The organism is Paenibacillus favisporus, assembly GCF_040545415.1.
Lineage (GTDB): Bacteria > Bacillota > Bacilli > Paenibacillales > Paenibacillaceae > Paenibacillus_AQ > Paenibacillus_AQ favisporus.
Window position 1 is genome coordinate 1,656,429 of the sequence record NZ_JBEPLV010000001.1, and the last position, 17,357, is coordinate 1,673,785.

Below are 17,357 nucleotides of genomic sequence, written 5' to 3' on the forward strand. Positions count from 1 at the left end.
TCTAATTTTCATCCAAAATCAGGCCGATATATAGTTGAGATTACTACTATTATTGGAAACTTGGAGGATTCTATGTCTAAAAAAATTATGTTGTTAATTTCCTTGGTTATATTACTTACTGCTTGCTCTAACGAATCGAAGGTAGCAGATGAATCAAATGTCCCACCATTATTTAAAGCTGTTCGAGATAAAGATACAGCTAAAGTTTATGAGTTAGCTAAAGGTAATCCAGAATTAATAAATGAGCTTTACCAAGGAGAATCTGCACTTCATGCAGCGGTTTTCTCCGGTGAAATCGAGATCATTCAATCGTTGGTCGAAGCGGGTGCCGATATTACATTGAAAAATGAATCCGGAGAAAGTCCTTTTTTTGTTGCAGCAGATTTAGCCAATGTAAAGGCGATACATTACTTTTTGGATAAGGGAGCTAATCCAAACGAGGTGAATTTAGTAGGCGATACTCCATTGATGAAATTTGCCGCTCGAGGAGGCATTCCTATTGATGTATTTCTAGAAGTATTGGATCGAATGATAGATGAGGATGCGGATTTAACGATAAAGAATAATCAAGGAGATACCTTTTATTCTATGGTTAAGCCAATGTTAGAAACACAGAACTCCGTAAATGAGATAGAAAAGCGGCTAGGAGGAGTTCAAAGTGATGAAATTAAAGTATTGGATACACTTGTAAATCATCCAGACTCTAGCGCCTATAGAACTATTTACGGAGACATTATAGGGTGCCCGAATAGTGGGGTGGGGGCAATGGTTGTAAGTATCGATGGAGTTGTTCATGCTATTAACGGTATTGCGATTGGATATTATAAAAATCTCCCTGCATATACTGGAGAACACTTTGATGAGTATGTGTCGGCTTGTAAAAAAGGGTTAGAGGAGACCAAACTGGATCCAGTAATTGAACCTTGAACAGGAATTATAAAGTAAATTGAGGAACTTGAGGAGTTGAGAAGAAGATGAGGATATAGATCGGGTATAATCAATCCTCGCGGAACTGGGGGGGGCTACTTCCGTAACGGAAATACTCCTGGTGGGCAGGCTGGTACTTTAGGACTTGAAGTTTTTGACCAAAATAATAATAGTGTAAGAAGGATCTTATGGTATAGTCAGACATGGGAATCTTGGGGGGCTAAATGGCTAAGATGCGGCCAAGATTACACTTTTTCCTTTTATGAGGTATGAATTCGTATAAAGTCAAAGTTCACAATTATTAGTGCCGACCAAGACGGTTCAAAATAGAAGGAAGAATAAACGAACAGGAAGAAGGAAGAAGTTGCCGATCAGCACCGGCAGCTTATATATTGTCGGGGGACAAAAACATGGTCCCTTTGAAAGTCGCCAAAATAGCGGCTTTTTTGTTTTATCGGTACAAGTTCTTGTCCTTGGCTCGGGACAAGAACTTGTACCGATTGCCGAAAAGGACAAGAACATGAGCCTATTACCGATTAGATAAATATCTAACTAAGTTTCCATGCAATTTCATTAAGCTAACGAGCAGGGTAGTGTGAGAAGGCTGTGGAATAAATATACAAACATTACTACATGAGGAGGTCGTAATATGCCATTCCCAACGCATATCGTTGCCACAGGTGGATTTGTAGAAGATGGGCAAGGAAATATACTTTTAGTAAAAACTCGTGACGGTGGTTGGGTATACCCTGGAGGACAAGTGGAAGTTGGAGAAAATCTGATAGATGGTTTGATTCGCGAAATCAAAGAGGAAAGTGGAATTGACACTACGGTTAGCTACTTAATTGGTGTCTATTCAAATACAGGGATTTTTATTAAATGGTATGATGGTGTGACTGATGTTCCTTGGGTTTGATTTCGTATGTAAAGACATATGTACAAAATACGAGTTTTGTGAAAATGTGTCAAAAAAACGGCCGGATGACGGCCCAATTTTTTATTTTTATATAATTTACACTACTTCAATCACTTATCCATATTGTTAACGGCTTTTCTCATCTCTTCATCCGTTAAATGCGTATAGATCATCGTCGTCTGGATTGATGAATGCCCCAGCTGGTTCTTTAGCCTCGGTACGTCGTTGTTCTCCAGGTGGTAGCGGGTTGCGAAGGAATGTCTCAAGGAATGCACCGTCAGTGCCGGTTTACCAAACGCTGCAGCGTATTTTTCGATCAGCTTTTCAATCGATCTCGGCGTTAACCGCCGGCTTTTGCCTTTGCGGCCGATTGGCGCTGCTATAAATAAGTAATTTTCTGATTTTTCCGGTACATATCGCGTTTCCCGGATTTTCAAGTAGCTTTCCAGGTCTAATAAGGCTTGCTGGCTAAAATAAACATATTGTTCTTTGTTGCCTTTACGCAGCACGCGCACTTGGCCTTTGTTCATATCCAAATCCTCAATATTGATTCCCGCTACCTCGGATAAACGCAGTCCTGACCCGAGGATCAGCGATACGATGGCCGTATCCCGCTCACGGTTAAATTCGTGGAACCGGACCATACGTTTGTTGCTTTTGTTCAGTTCCCCGAAATCATATGCCACAAACTGCCGGAACTTCTCAAAATCGTCTTCACGTAAGATTTTGCCCTCAATGCGGTTCGCGACAGTTTCTTGGCTTTCCTTAATGGAATTAAAGTCGATCTTAGCCATCACATTTCGTTGAATATACGGCTTGAGATCTGACGTTTCAGCCTTGTTTTGCAGGTAATCAAACAACGACTTTAACGCCGACAATTTCCGGTTGATCGTGTATTTGTTGTTGCCCAGCTGATACTCCAGAAATGACAGAAAATTTTCGACTTCGCGCACGGTCAGTGATTCCAGAACATTCAATTCAATGTCTTTACGATCATCCGCAGCGAGTTTCTCAGCCACAAGCCAATCAAAAAAGATAAGGTAATCGTGGCAGTAATTCAGCAGCGTCGTGTGCAACAGCTTGCGTTTGCGGCTATCGATGTATTCGGTCACGTACCAGGGAAGCTCCGCACATTTATCATCAACGCGTTTCATGTAATGCAGCTTCGTGTTTTTATCCATTTATTGCTAAACCTCCTTATGTACAGAATAACTTATATATATTTATTCGTCAAATTATTATTTTACGTAATTATAAATTATAAAGATGGCCATATAGAATTCAGTATGCGGCGCTTTTTCCTATCACATCCTCTATACCCAGGTTCCAAAAAGCTCCGCGATAAGATACTTATTATCATTACGAATGATCTTCATTGTGCTTTAGTGTTAGTGTAGTTGGCTTAGCTTATAATTTATATATTACGTCATCGAACAATCGCCTAGTTATAGATTTGCACCGCTGATATTCATGGACAGCAACTCCATCTAAATCGTTAAATCGTTCTTATAATAATGAACCTGATCATTTATTTCCGATTATTTAAAAAAGTACAATAAAACCGCGCTTATGCGCGGGCTATTATTGCTAAGTTGTTCTTATTGACCCAACCACTTAAACCCGGTTAGGTCAATAACCACCATCTTGATCATAATTACTTAATTGTCACCGGCAGCACCCCACCGGCTTTCAGTTGGCCTAGAAGCACTTTGATCCCGGCGGCTGTATTTGGCTCCTGCTTACCGTAAACTGCGATACCAGAACGGATGTTCTGAATGTAAATCTTCTCATACGGATTGCCCAGCGATAACAGCGTATAACGCTTGTTACGTTTGTTCATCTCATCGATCAACGTTTGATCATCGGCCCAGCCAAACTGACTGGCCACGTTACGGAACTGATATGAAGCCAGGATGACGTAATCCGCTTGATCCACCGCCTGAAGCGCCTCATTCGTTTTTCCTTGCCCGACTAGGGCTGTTACTGTTTTCAGCGATAGGTTATTTGCAGTTTGCTTCAGCTGTCTCTCGAGCTGCTTCACCTGCTCCTCATCGGCTGCGACAATCGCAACCCGATCGCCTTGACGAATTTGATCCGGCTGCGCACCGTCACGGCCGGCTAACAAGGTGACCGCTCGCTCTGCGATTTCCCGCTCCACTGTACGATGCTTCTCGGAACCAATGACACCATTAAGCGCGGCCAATTGCTGCGTAAGGCTTTCGCTGCGGTCAAACAAACCGTATTTCGCTTTCAGCTCCAAAATCCGTTTCACTGATGAATGGATGGTTTCGATCGGTATCTCCCCGCTCTTCACTGCGTTCACCAGCGTTTGGTGCGCGGTTGCCGGATCTTGCGGCATGAGGATGATATCCACACCTGCGGAAACGGCACGTACCACAGCTTGATTTTCGCCAAAATGCTCCGCGATCGCATTCATCGTGAAGGCATCGGAAATGATGACGCCTTTGTATCCAAGCTCCCCCCGGAGCAATCCGGTCAGTACCTTCTTGGATAACGTAGCAGGAATCGGCACGCTGCTTCCGTCCTTGAGCGATGTGACGTGATCGTTATCTACAGCTGGAAACGCTATATGTGCGGTCATGATCATCTCTACTCCGTTATCGATGGCAGACCGGAACGGTTTGAGCTCCACCGCATCGAGCCGCTCCCGATCATGCGAAAGCACCGGCATTCCCAAATGGGAGTCTACAACCGTATCCCCATGGCCGGGAAAATGCTTGACCGCCGCGATCACTCCCGATTGCCGAAGTCCTTGGATCTCGGCAAGACCCATTCGTGTCACCAAATCCGGATTCGAGCTAAACGACCGCATTCCGATAATCGGATTATCCGGATTGCTGTTAATGTCGAGCACCGGCGCAAAATTGACCTGCAGCCCGAGCGCCTTCAACTCCTCCCCGGTCAGCCGTCCGGCCGCTTCGGCGAGCGTTGTATCTCCAGTTGCACCCAGCGCCATTTGACCCGGCAGATTCGTACCTCCGGGGATTCGTTTAACGACCCCGCCTTCCTGGTCGATGCCAAGGAACAGCGGAATGTCGCCTGCCTCCATCTGCAGATCATGCGTCAGAGTGGTGACCTGCCGAACGTCTACGATATTTTTATCGAAAAGAATAAGTCCGCCCAAATCCTGATCATGAACGCTGCGTTTGACCCCTTCATTGACCGTAGTCGTCACTTGCCCGTTCCATTGCCTGATGTCAGGCATGAGCATTTGGCCGACCTGCTCGCTTACGGTCATGTACGACATCAGCTTATCCCAATCCTGTGCCTGAATGGCTCCTTGACGTTCGAAGCGAATGACCCGTGACATAAATACGGCAAACTCCGCTCGCGTCACAGATCGGTCCGGACGAAAGGTGCCATCCGAATATCCGCCGATCAATCCGTTGGAGCTCATCATGAGAATAGGCGCTGCCGCCCAATGCTTTGCTGTATCCGTCAATGTTACGGGGTGCTGGCCTTTTACGAGTGAATAGGCCCGTGTAAGAAACGCCGCCGTTTCGGCACGGCTCATCGGTGCATCCGGATGGAATGTGCTGTCAGGAAATCCGCTGGCCAGCCCATGTTTTGCGGCGATGGCAATTTCAAGATAAAAAGGATGGTTCTTAGGCACATCTGTATAGGCCATGCCGCCGTCCGCTTCTTGCTGCAGCTCCTGCGGATAAAGTTCCCGCACCATGAAAGTAACGGCCTGCGCTCTTGTGACTTGCCTTTCAGGCATAAATTTCCCATTGCCATATCCGGCGACGGTTCCCCGTTCGGCCATATAGGTGATGCCGTCTTCCGCCCACTTCGAGTGCTGCAGATCAATAAATCGTTCTTCCGCAGCTGTGCTTCCTGCCCATACGAGCACAGAACCGAGTACGGCACCGAATATCGTCATCAGTTTTACATTCATCTGCTCCACTCCTGTTGCTGTTCTAGGTACGATGATTAGACGCGAGTGACATACCGTTTGTTGCGATATTGCCTCGACTCCAGACACATCATGAAAAAAGGCATCCCCTACTCTGCAGGAAATAAGCCCTTACTCATAAGCCCTTACTCATAAGCCATTACGCTCAAGCCATTATTCCCACGGGATTACCCTTTCCCTTCATATATATCCGCTGCATTTACGCAAAAAAAGACCGCCGGCACAGATGCCGGGGCCTGATTACGAATGGTTTGAACCATCTGAATCGCTATTTTTTTAAATGATACGGTACCGTCGTCACAACAACATCTTTGCGGAATAAAAGATAAGTCCGAATCATCAAGCTCGTCTGGTTGTGCAGCAGATTGTGCCAGCTTTTCTTTGGAATAAACTGCGGAATGATCACCGTGACCTGGTAGTTGGATTCGCTCGCTTTCCGGTGCACCGTATCGATAAATTTGCTAAGCGGATGAATGATGCTCCGGTACGGAGAATGCAGCGTCACAAGGCGCACGTCGGGCCGCCATTTTTGCCATTTTTCCTCAAACCGGTTCTCCTCTTCACGTTCAAACGGAATATATACCGCAATGATCTGATCCGCCGCCAGTGACTTCGCATAATTCAGGGAATGCTCCACGACATGCGTTATGCCCGAAACGGGGAGAATGATCACATTGCCTTCAATCGGTACCGCCGGCTCACACGTCGACAGCCGCAGCTGCTCGCCAACCGCCTCATAATGCTTCTTGATCCGGTGGATCAGATACACGATCAGCGGCAAAAAGATCAGTACCGGCCAGATCTGCGCAAACTTGGTTGCGAAGAACATCACCGACACCGTGAAGCTGATCAGCGCGCCGATCGTATTGATCACGAGCTTCGTCACCCAACCCTGCGGTTTTTCCCGGATCCACTTGACGATCATTCCCGTTTGCGAGAGCGTGAAAGGGATAAATACCCCTACCGCGTATAGTGGGATCAAATGTTCCGTCTGTCCGTGGAAGGCGACGATCAGCACGATGGACAGTAGCCCAAGAATGATGATTCCGTTCGAATATCCCAATCGGTCGCCACGGACGGTAAACATCCGGGGAATAAACCGGTCTTTGGCTAAATTGACCGCCAGCAGCGGAAACGCCGAATATCCGGTATTGGCCGCCAGGATCAAGATCAGTGCCGTCGTGCCCTGGATGAAAAAGTACATAAAATTCCGTCCGAACGTCTGATTGGCAATCTGAGATACGACCGTCTCCTGGGAATTTGGGGATATGCCCAAATAATAAGCAAGAAATACGATGCCCGAGAAGAGTACAGCCAGCAGAATCCCCATTGCCATCAAGGTTTTCGCCGCATTGTTCGGGGCCGGATCTTTGAAGTTCGGAATGGCGTTCGAGATCGCTTCGACCCCGGTCAGGGCGGAGCTGCCCGAAGCAAAAGCTTTTAAGAGCAGGAACAGGCTGATCCCCGCCACCGGCGTCCCGACCGGCGTATGCAAATGCGGTGAAACGTGACCGGTCACGATGTTGTACATACCGACGCCGATCAAGATGAACAGCGCGAAGGCGAACAGATACACCGGATAAGCCAGGATGGAGGCCGACTCGGTGACGCCCCGCAAATTCAGCAGCGTAATGAGGATGACGAAGGTGACGGCAATCCCCACCGTATGCTCGTGCAGCGCCGGAAACGCCGAAGTCAGCGCGTCCGTGCCAGCCGAAACGCTGACCGCAACAGTCAAAATGTAATCTACCAGCAGCGATCCGCCGGCCACCAGCCCGGGATAGATTCCCAGATTCTGTTTGGAGACGACGTAAGCGCCGCCGCCATGCGGATAAGCGAAGATGATCTGCCGGTAGGATAAAATGAGTGCAGCCAGCAAAATCAATACGCCGATTCCGATCGGTATCGAATACCAGAACGCCGCCGTGCTGATTGTGACAAGAACCAGCAAAATTTGCTCCGGCCCATACGCTACGGACGACAGCGCATCGGAGGATAGAATGGCCAAAGCTTTTTTCTTGTTCAGTTTTTGTTCTCCCAATTCGGTAGACTTCAGCGGCCGTCCAATCAGAAGTCTTTTCAATGCTGCCATAAATGTTTGTCACCGCCAGTGTTAGAGTTGAAATGCTCATGATGTACCCGTTAGACACGTGCTCAACCCTTTTTGGGCACAACAAAAAAAGCCGCAGGAAAGCTGGACCTTCCCGTGGCTTTACGCGCACGACAAATCCCTCTTTCAAAACGCTTACGAGGTTAGCTGACGGATTCGGGACCGAAAGTATCCCTACACTTAATAAATGAACATCAAGTGATTCACCCCTGGGACGAAGGCTTAACTTCCTCCCTTTGGTTCCCCCGCTCCTGATTTCAGAATTCAGCGATCAAGGAGTATTACGTTTCAGGTTCACAAGTTCACGATTACGAATTGAATCTTACTCCTTCCGGATGCCTGCTGTAAAGAAGCAAACGGTTTGAGATACGTATGAAAAAATTCAAAAGAACTTCATGTCAACGCTTACAAAGGCGGTAATCTATTAATTTCTGGCTGTAGCTGTGCATATCGCTTGTTTACGCTATTAAATTCATATCAGGCTTCTAAATATTTCGATCCGCCGCATTCCTCAGTGAAGCCTCTACGTTCTCCAAGCGGTTCAAGCAGTGATGCCGGACCATTTCGAGGTCGTTATCCAGCTGGTCCGGCTCCAGGTCGCGATGCAAAATATTCATGCACCAATGGGTCAGGTTTCTCAAATGATGGCGGTATGCATAATAACGCAGCAAATCCGGGTTCAGCTCCATCTGTTGTCCTAGTTCCTGCTCATACCCTGTGAGAAAATGACCCAGTCCGTCCCCGATATACCCCACGATATCCAGCTCTGGTGGCGCAAGCATGGCTGCTTCCCAATCCAGAACGACCAGCCGGCCGTCCGCGGTCTCCATCAGATTCCCTCCCCACAGATCACCGTGGCAGAGCACATTGGGGGGCGGGTCAAGCACGAGACGTTCACGAACCCCTGTTATCTGGTGCAGCAGCTCGGTTATGCGCGTTTGCTGAGGGATAACAAGCTCACGCAGCAGCTGGCTAGCGGGACTTGCACCGGGCTGAAGATGCTCAAGCTGCTCCAGGCATTGGATCAAATGTTCGGAGAAGGAGACATCATACGTTTCACTCGAAAGGCCGGATGTGGCAGTAAAGGGAATCAACTTCCGAATCCGCGCAGCCAGTCGTCCAATACGCTCCAAGTTATGCTTGGAAAACGGGTAAGCTTCAGCCCAGGTCTCCCCTTCGATAAATTGAAACAGCACCGCTGTGCAATCGGAGAGGGAAAGCAGGAAAGCACCGCTTAAGGTTCGAAACGGACAGGGCAGCTCCACAAAGCGGCCGGTCTGATGCAATTCCCACATAAACGGCACATAACGGCTGCACCGAAGGATGCCTTGGCGGTGGCTGTCATTGCTATGGTCAAACAGTTTCATATAGTATCGCGTTCCGTTTTCTCCCTCCACCCGGTAAGAATAGGCTGAATCTCCATAAGGGATAAAAATAAGCCTCCGGGCAGCGATTCCGTAAGCTTCGTTCAAGTGATGCACAAAAGCCCCTTCGTCCATTCGATAAGACTGCCTCACTTCGCTCTCCCCTTTCCCTTTTCATCACGTAGCGCGGATAAAAGCAATCAAGCCCGGTGTCTGTGTAACCCGGACTTGATCGCAATCACCTCGTATGAGATTAGAATCATCTATTATTCACCAATGCTAACCGATGTAGACAACCGCACCGCGGCGCCTGTACGCTTTCGGCAGTTCCGTCTCGAGCAGCTCGAGTCTGCGTAACATGTGGTCGAGGTCATCCCCATGCATGTGGCTTCGCGCCCATTCTTTAAGCTGGGACACTTCGCCCAAGACAGCTGGGATGTCCTCGGACTCAACGTCCGTACCGTCCTGGAAAAGCGCGACCCACTGCAAGTTCAACTCTTCCACCGCCGGCACCCAGTATTTCTGGAAAAAGGATTCCGTCGCCACCGGCAGCATAAAGGACCGTTCAAATTCGTCTTCCGGGTCCACGATAATTGCGCTGATTGACATGTTATTTCACCCCAAATCGAATGTTGAATGTATAATCCGGGAATTCTTGACGCAGCTTGTTCAAGCTGTTCTCCGCGGCTGCCCGTAACGCCGGCGAGTCCCCGTCCAGCTGAAACTCGAAATGCCGGATTCCTTTGATTTGCTCCAGCGTCGGGATCTCCGTCGTTCCGTCAGGCGTTGTTCGCGTCCCAACCGCCTTCTGCATCAGGTTGTTGATCCGCACCTTCGTTTTCTGGTACAACTGCTTATCTGTAAATTGCTGCGGCGTCTGCTGCGGCTTGCCCGTTTTTGGATGGATGCGGTCGAGCCCTTGCGCCGACTTGGCTTCATAGAAGATGCCCTTCTCCAGATCGACGCCGTCAAACTCCCCAAGCGCTCCGTTCTTGGCATCGTGGAGCTCTACCCCGCGGTACTTCGCTTTGCTCCAATGCACATAATCGTCTGCATCGTTCTTCGGCGGCTGCTCCTCGGGATCTTTCTCTTTCTTTGGCGGAGGATCCTCCCCATCCGGCTTATGCGGCTTCTTGGGCAGGTCGGGTTCCGGCTTCGGCTCCTTTCGCCGTTTAAGCAGCTTCTCCAACCAATCCTTCAGCCTGCTGCCGCCTTTCTTACCGAAGCGTTCGGCCAGCCTGCCGAACGGAACACGGCTCAGCGCCAGCGCAAGCAGCGTAGAGATCGCATTTTCGGGGGTGAGCAGCCTTTTCGGATCGCGGATATCCTTAGCGATTTCGTGGCCGCTCGCCGGTATGCTCGCTGCTGTTAAGGCAATACCGAGTGCCGGCCAGAAGCTGACGAACATTAACGACAAAGCGAACGCTCCGAGCACGATGGCGCTTTTTTCCCAGAAACCGAGGCGGTCCCACCAGTTCTGCAGCGAATCGAACATGCATGAGAAGCAAGCCGGGTCGGCGGGATGGACGTGCGCCTGGAAATAAGCGGCGAAGCCCACCAGCCCGGCGACCACCAGAAGGAGCGCGGTTACACCGGCGGCGGCACGGAAGTGCTTCAGCATCCTCGTCTGCAGGTCACCCTGCAGCGCGGCGGCTTCCTGGTTGCCGTATAGGAGCGAGAAGCCCAGCTCCCTGCGCTCCCGGGTCCAGGACATGACGCTCGCCAGCCGTTCCCTGCGGGTCAAGAGAGACTCCAGCATATACCACAGCTCTGACACCGGGTTGATCCATCCTTCGCCTTCCATTCTCGGCAGCCGGCTTTTCACCCGATTCAACGAGACGTAATCCAGGACGAGCCCAATCACCAGCATCAGGAGGAACACGCCTTTCGTCCGGTATCCGCTGCCGGTCAGGTCGCTGATTTTCATAAACCAGTCCGGCAGTGATCCCTGACCGTTATAAGCGGCGTGATCGATGATTGACCAGACGAGCAGCAGTGCCGGCAGGGCGAAGATGGCGTCGCTCAGCCGCTTGCGCAAACGCACGGCTAAACCGAGCCCTAAGGTTATCATGCCGGTGTGCACGGGATGACTGACCGACATGATGGTCGGAAAGATGCTTTCTTCAAACCGGCCGGGGAACAGCGTCCAAAAATCCCAATGGATCGTCTCCCCTCCAAGCATCGTCACACTGTAGCCGTACGTCCGTCCGATGATGCCAGAGTTCAGCCAGCGTCGCGTCAGCTCTTCCATCAATTGAAAGCCCACGCCCGCCCCGGCTCCGGCCAGTGTATAATCGGCAAGGCTCATGGAAGAGGCGCGCCGTGAAAAAAGCAGAAACAGACCGAGCGGCAGCAGCTTCCACACTTCCTCGAAGATCGGGGTCAAGACGGCCTGGGACCAGGTGTCCCGCGTATCCCCGCCAAACAAGCCGTGAGCCGCGAGCAGCGTCAGCGCCGTGACCGGGATGACGAGAAAGATGCCCAGCAGCATAAACATGGCCGCCTGCTTCCAGGTAAATGTTTTGCTCCGGCAAAGAAACCAAAACTGCAGCATGACATAAAAAGACCATAAATACTGGACGAGCATCGTGCGTGAATCCCGGTACAGGAACAGGCCCAGGATAAAAAACAAAAGGGATATCCAGCACCATATCGTATATAAGGTTTTGAGCCAGGGGAGGCGCCGGAGCGTTTCCTGCACCCACCGATACACCCCTTCGGCGATATCCCTGATTCCGTTTCGGATGTTCCAGATCGTATCCGTTTCAATCTCCTCCTTCATGGCATCACCCTGATTCTGAGGGGCTGTCGTGACAAGAGCTGTGAAGATATAAGATCCGCTTCTTCCCAATATACCTTATATTCGTCTTGGGTTGGGCAGTGAATATGGGGATGCAAACCAAAACTGGACCATTTTCCCCCTCCAAGGGGACTAAGGCCAGCCGAAAGACCGCCGCTAACCGGCGCGAGTGGTGCATAGCTCCTATAATCAATCCGCCCCTGTTCACTCGTTTCTGAAGATCTGCAGGACCGTGTCCGAAATAACCTGCTCCGGGACGTCCCCGTGCAGCGTATACAGAAAATCATCCTTCACGAAACGATACACCACTTTCTCCGTTTGGTCATCGCGAAGCTCCTTCGTGGATGGAACGGCTTTCTGGTGTGACAGAACCGGATAAGGGGACGGACTACGCAGCCGGGTGACGGACAAGCGTAATCCATTCGGGTAACGGATTCGAATCTCTGGCTCCATAAATTTATCGTCATACACCTGGACCGAGCGAATCTGATCTTCATCAGGAAAACGAAGCTCGCTTCGAAGAAGCACCCTCGCCTCCTGCAACGTACTTGAGCGCAGGTTTCGGTCCAAAAAAAGGCCTGCACTCAAAATCACCAGTACGACCAAGGCTGTAACAGACATTGCACTGATCAGTATAAAAAGAAGCCGTCTGCTTTCCTTTTCCAACTTCCTGCTCCTTCCCTCTACGGCTTGAATATACGTGTGTTTATATTAACGACGTGAGTATACGGGCAAGAGTTACGGGGTTTGACCCGATGCGAAATAGAAATTTTACATTGTTGGACGCGGATACTTCTGAAGGATCAGTTAAATAGGATTTCAACTTGATATTAACCTGTATATGCGGGGCAAGACTCTGCCGGGTCATGACGGGGATGGACATTTATTAATGATGTTTATAATTAATGTGATTAAATAAAAATGGTAACATCTTCTTTTTCCTTTAACATCGTGCCTATGAAACCGAAAAGCACGCTCCCCACAACGGGAATCGTGCTTTTTAAGGGTGATTCGGTAATTAATTCATGCCATTAATCATTACATATCCACCTGTTCAACCGGATTTCATTTTCCTTCCGGCTCCTGAGCCTCTTCCAACCTGCGGCGCTTGGCATCCCGCATTTTCCGCCAGACGGAAACGAGAATAATGCAGCCGGAGAGAATGATATTGATCCAGACCGACAGAACAACCACTACATACGGCCCTGTGCCTGGCTTTACCGCCGTCAGGGAGACGAAACAGAGCAGCAGCAGGACTAGTGACATTGAAAGAACGATTCTGGACAGTGCTCCGAAGTCGCCCATCACACGCTTTTGATGGCGCCGATGTCAGCCATCTTGCGCTGCCACAGCTCATGCGCCTCCTCCGCGTAATGACAAGCCGTCTGCTCCGAGCCCACCAAGCGGAGCTGGGGCTCTTCCGAGGAGCAGCGGTCCGTGGCCATCGGGCACCGCGGATGGAAGCGGCAGCCAGTCGGCGGTTTGGCCGCGTTCGGCATCTCCAGGCTGCGCAGTGGCAGCTCCGCCATCGCTTTGGCGATTTCGGGATCGGGCGTCGGAACGGCGGACAGCAGCGCCTGCAAATAAGGGTGCTTCGGATGGCTGAGGACATCGTTGACCCCGCCAAGCTCCATTACGCGTCCGAGGTACATGACGGCCATGCGGCCCCTTCCGGCGATGTAGCGGGCCGTTGCCAGGTCGTGCGTAATATAGATGATGGCGATGTCCAGCTTGCGGTTCAGCTCTGACATCAGGTTCAGGATCGAGATGCGCAGCGACACGTCGATCATGGAGACGGGCTCGTCGGCCACGATAATCTTCGGATTCAGCGAAATGGCACGGGCCATCAGAATCCGCTGGCGCTGGCCGCCTGACAGCTGGTGCGGGTATTTATCGAGGAAGCGTTCCGGCGGCGTCAGGCCGACGGTCTGCAGCAGCTCGATGACCCGCGCCCGGGCCGCCTTGCGGCCGCGGACGATTTTACGCTGCAGTATGGGAGCCGACAGCGATTGGTAAATGGTCCGCATCGGGTTCAGCGCGGCGTAGGAATCCTGCTGCACCAGCTGAACGTCGCCGCGGAATTGGTTCGCCTTCTCGCCGCTCAGTTTCGTTATCTCCTGTCCCTTGTACAGCACCTTGCCTGAAGTCGGCTTCTGCAGGCCCGTGATGATGCTCCCGAGCGTCGTTTTTCCGCATCCGCTCTCGCCAACCAGTGCGATGATTTCGCCGGGATGAATGTCCAGGCTGACATCGACGACAGCTCCCACTTTCTGGGGGGGACCAAACATGCCCTGGCTCCGTTCAAAATACATGCTTACGCTGTCGAGCCGCATCAGCACCTCGGAACTCTCCGTTCTGGCCGCTTCCCGCAGCCGCTGTCTGGGTTCTACCTCAAATTCGATATTTCTGGCATTCATGACGTACGCACCTCCGCAACCGACTCGGGATTCGGATATAAATGACAAGCGACTTCATGCCCAGCGGGCGTATACACTTTGATCGGATTCTGTTCCTTGCATTTCGCGTGCGCATATTCGCACCGCGGGTGAAACGGGCATCCCGGCGGCATGTTGAGCAGATCCGGAGGAGATCCGGGGATCCCCTTCCGTTCCGACACGTCTTCATACAAGCTCGGGACAGCTTTCATAAGCTTCGCGGTATAGGGGTGTTTCGGCCGCTTGAACATATCGTAGACATCGCCGGCTTCGACGACGTTGCCTGCATACATCACACCGACCCGGTCGGCGGCTTTGGCGACGACGCCGATATCGTGGGTCAGGAGCAGCATGGTAATATTCATATCTTTGTGGATCTTTTTCAAAATATCGAATATATAAGCTTGAGTGATCACGTCCAGCGCAGTCGTCGGCTCATCGAGGATGACGAGCTGCGGATCGAGCAGCAGGCTGAAGGCGATCATGACCCGCTGCTTCATCCCGCCCGAGAGCTCATGGGGGAACGAATTCAGTACCCGGTCCGGATCAAGCCGGACATAATCGAGCAAATTCCGTGCTTTATCCACTATCTGCTTCTCCGTATACGATTTGGAATGGGCCCGAAACGTCTCGATGATCTGATCCTTGATTCGGGCGACGGGATTCAGCGCGTTCTGCGCCGCCTGAAACACCATCGACACTTGCTCCCATTTATAAGCCTGCAGTTCTTTCTTACTCAAGCTCATCACATCACGGCCATCAAACGTAATCGATCCGCCGGCAACGCGTCCGGGAACCGAAATCGCCCGCATGATGGCGGATGCCATCGTGGATTTGCCGCTTCCGCTCTCCCCGACCAGGGCCGTGATCTGTCCCTTGGGGATGACAAAATCGGCTTCATTGACGGCTCGCAGCAGACCTGCGCGCATCGGGAATTCGATCGTCAGCCCCCTCACTTCGACCAATGGTTCCATCATTTTCTCCTCCTTCATCGCCGGCCCTTACGATCTCAGTCTCGGATTCAGCGCCTCTTCCAGCCCGTTGCTGAAAAAGATGCAGGCCATTTGGAACAGCCCCAGGCACATGATCGGCGAGATCAGGTAGATATAGCCTTTGGGGTTGAAGATGCCGCCGGTGTTCTGTACGGCCAGCTGGATCATCATCCCCCAGTTGGTCGGGGAATATGGAGCAAGACCGAGCATCATCAGACCGACGCTGGCAACGATGGCCCCTTGGGCCGCCATAATAAAGTTGATCGCCAGATACGGCGTCAGGTTCGGAAGAATCTCCCGGAACAAGATATAGGGCGTTTTCAGGCCCATAATCCGGCAGGCGATAATAAATTCGCGATTTTTCAACGACAGCAGCTGGGACCGGATCGCCCTGGCGAGCGGCGCCCATGACCATGCCGCCAGTATAAAGGAGAACATGACCGGATTCTTGATCTGCACGAGCGCGGCGACGATCATCAGCACGGGAAAGCTTGGAACGGTCAGAAACAGGTTGGTGATGAACATCAGCACCGTGTCGGTTTTGCCTCCGACAAAGCCGGATACCGCCCCAATCACGAATCCGAGCACCAGCGTAAACAGGGCGGCGAACAGCCCGATCGACAGCACGTCCCGGGAACCGTACACCAGCTGCAGGAATGTATCCCTGCCGCCGTAATCGGTGCCAAGCCAGTGGGCGAAGGACGGGCTCTTATACCGGCCGTCGAAGTTGACGGTCATGTCCAGCGAGGCCATCATGGGCCCGAAGATGGCCATAAAGATGAAGATCGCCAGGATGATCATGCCTGAGAACGCTTTCTTGTTGCGGTACATCGTCTGCCAGAAATCGATAAATCCTTGACTCATCCGTCAGCCCTCCTCCAGCTTGACGCGCGGATCCAGCTTGGCATAAATGAGGTCCGAGGCCAGGTTGGCCAGAATGACCGCGATGCTGGTCACGAGCAGCAAGCCCTGCATCAAAGTATAGTCGCGCTGTTGTGTTGCCTGCCCGATGTAATAGCCCATACCGGGATAACTGAACACATTTTCGATCAGCGGCGATCCGCCGAGCATAAAGCCGAAATTGACGGCCAGCGACGTAATCAGCGGCAGCATAGCGTTGCGCTTGACGTAACGGCTCATCAGCGTCCGTTCGGAGACCCCGCGGATGCTGGCGGCGACGATATAATCCTCACCCAGTACGTTGACCGCGCTCCCCTTCATCGTCAGCGCCCAGGTGCCGATCGTCGTAATGACGTAAGTCAGAATTGGCAGCGCGCCGTGATACAGCACGTTTAGGATGAACGGAAGGTTAAAGCCGGGCTCCACGATCGGGTCATAAGCCCCGTTGACCGGGAACCAACCGAATTGAAAGGCGAAAATAACGAGCAGCAGGATGCCGACGATAAAGTTAGGCACCGAAGACGTTAGGATCGCATAGATCGAAATGATCGGATCCAGGACCGTCTTGCGCTTGAACGCCATCATGGCGCCCAGGTTAATGCCGATCAAGAAGCTGATGACGAGCGACACGCTGAGCACAAACAGCGTCCATGGCAGCGCGTTGGCGATAATTTCGTTTACCGAAACGTTCTGATAGATCATGGACATGCCCAGATTGCCGTGCAGCAGTCCCCCCAGGTACCGTCCCAACTGGGTGAATATCGGCTCTTTCGGATTATAATTGATCATGGCCGTAATCTGGCGGTACGCTTCCTCGAGACTCATCCCGCGCTGAGTGGCAAAGTCCCTCGCCCACGTATCGATCGCACTGCCGGGCGTCATCCGCAGCAGGAAAAACGTAAGCAGCATCGCGAGGAAGACCGTGATCAGGGAAACACCGATTCTTTTTAAGACCCCTTTCAGGCTCATTCCTGTC

At 51.3% G+C, this 17,357-nt stretch carries 15 protein-coding genes and 1 riboswitch; of the genes, 3 read left to right on the forward strand and 12 right to left on the reverse strand.

All coding sequences use genetic code 11. The features are described from left to right. The first annotated feature begins 72 nt into the window (after positions 1 to 72). The 3 genes from ABID47_RS07715 to ABID47_RS07725 all read left to right on the forward strand — a co-directional run bounded on the left by ABID47_RS07715 (position 73) and on the right by ABID47_RS07725 (position 1,843). Positions 73 to 927, forward strand: coding sequence for an ankyrin repeat domain-containing protein (locus ABID47_RS07715; protein WP_354495563.1), 855 nt, complete (start codon positions 73 to 75; stop codon positions 925 to 927). 364 nt (positions 928 to 1,291) lie between these two features. Next, entirely contained in the window at positions 1,292 to 1,471 is a 180-nt protein-coding gene (locus ABID47_RS07720) for a hypothetical protein (RefSeq protein ID WP_354495564.1), read from the forward strand. A 105-nt stretch (positions 1,472 to 1,576) separates the two neighbouring features. Then, entirely contained in the window at positions 1,577 to 1,843 is a 267-nt protein-coding gene (locus ABID47_RS07725; RefSeq protein WP_435530592.1) for an NUDIX domain-containing protein, read from the forward strand. Positions 1,844 to 1,953: 110 nt separating this feature from the next. On the opposite strand, the gene xerS is transcribed toward ABID47_RS07725, so the two are convergent. The 12 genes from xerS to ABID47_RS07785 all read right to left on the reverse strand — a co-directional run bounded on the left by xerS (position 1,954) and on the right by ABID47_RS07785 (position 17,350). Then, positions 1,954 to 3,024 carry a tyrosine recombinase XerS gene (xerS, locus tag ABID47_RS07730; RefSeq protein WP_354495565.1) on the reverse strand — a complete coding sequence of 357 codons (1,071 nt, stop codon included), beginning with the start codon at positions 3,022 to 3,024 and terminating at the stop codon, positions 1,954 to 1,956. Positions 3,025 to 3,497: 473 nt separating this feature from the next. Beyond that, positions 3,498 to 5,762 carry a glycoside hydrolase family 3 N-terminal domain-containing protein gene (locus ABID47_RS07735; protein ID WP_354495566.1) on the reverse strand — a complete coding sequence of 755 codons (2,265 nt, stop codon included), beginning with the start codon at positions 5,760 to 5,762 and terminating at the stop codon, positions 3,498 to 3,500. 286 nt (positions 5,763 to 6,048) lie between these two features. Then, positions 6,049 to 7,872 (reverse strand): APC family permease, encoded by a 1,824-nt coding sequence (locus tag ABID47_RS07740; RefSeq protein WP_354495567.1) that lies wholly within the window; start codon positions 7,870 to 7,872, stop codon positions 6,049 to 6,051. A gap of 134 nt (positions 7,873 to 8,006) precedes the next feature. Further along, positions 8,007 to 8,170: riboswitch (cyclic di-AMP (ydaO/yuaA leader) on the reverse strand. Positions 8,171 to 8,375: 205 nt separating this feature from the next. Next, a complete protein-coding gene (locus ABID47_RS07745) occupies positions 8,376 to 9,407 on the reverse strand; it encodes a phosphotransferase enzyme family protein (RefSeq protein ID WP_354495568.1) in 1,032 nt (343 codons plus the stop codon). 126 nt (positions 9,408 to 9,533) lie between these two features. Beyond that, a complete protein-coding gene (locus tag ABID47_RS07750; protein ID WP_354495569.1) occupies positions 9,534 to 9,863 on the reverse strand; it encodes a hypothetical protein in 330 nt (109 codons plus the stop codon). A gap of 1 nt (position 9,864) precedes the next feature. Next, positions 9,865 to 12,036, reverse strand: a complete 2,172-nt coding sequence (locus ABID47_RS07755; protein ID WP_354495570.1) for a PrsW family glutamic-type intramembrane protease — start codon at positions 12,034 to 12,036, stop codon at positions 9,865 to 9,867. Between the two features lie 222 nt (positions 12,037 to 12,258). Beyond that, positions 12,259 to 12,582, reverse strand: a complete 324-nt coding sequence (locus ABID47_RS07760) for a hypothetical protein (RefSeq protein WP_147306261.1) — start codon at positions 12,580 to 12,582, stop codon at positions 12,259 to 12,261. A gap of 537 nt (positions 12,583 to 13,119) precedes the next feature. Continuing rightward, entirely contained in the window at positions 13,120 to 13,320 is a 201-nt protein-coding gene (locus ABID47_RS07765) for a hypothetical protein (protein WP_354495571.1), read from the reverse strand. A gap of 38 nt (positions 13,321 to 13,358) precedes the next feature. Continuing rightward, positions 13,359 to 14,471, reverse strand: a complete 1,113-nt coding sequence (locus tag ABID47_RS07770) for an ABC transporter ATP-binding protein (protein ID WP_354495572.1) — start codon at positions 14,469 to 14,471, stop codon at positions 13,359 to 13,361. After that, positions 14,468 to 15,466 (reverse strand): ABC transporter ATP-binding protein, encoded by a 999-nt coding sequence (locus ABID47_RS07775; protein ID WP_354495573.1) that lies wholly within the window; start codon positions 15,464 to 15,466, stop codon positions 14,468 to 14,470. Before ABID47_RS07775 ends, ABID47_RS07770 begins: the two co-directional genes overlap by 4 nt. 24 nt (positions 15,467 to 15,490) lie before the next feature. After that, positions 15,491 to 16,345 (reverse strand): ABC transporter permease, encoded by an 855-nt coding sequence (locus tag ABID47_RS07780; protein ID WP_076165305.1) that lies wholly within the window; start codon positions 16,343 to 16,345, stop codon positions 15,491 to 15,493. A 3-nt stretch (positions 16,346 to 16,348) separates the two neighbouring features. Further along, the gene (locus ABID47_RS07785) at positions 16,349 to 17,350 is read right to left on the reverse strand and encodes an ABC transporter permease (RefSeq protein ID WP_354495574.1); all 1,002 of its coding nucleotides are present in this window, start codon (positions 17,348 to 17,350) and stop codon (positions 16,349 to 16,351) included. Between the last annotated feature and the right edge of the window lie 7 nt (positions 17,351 to 17,357).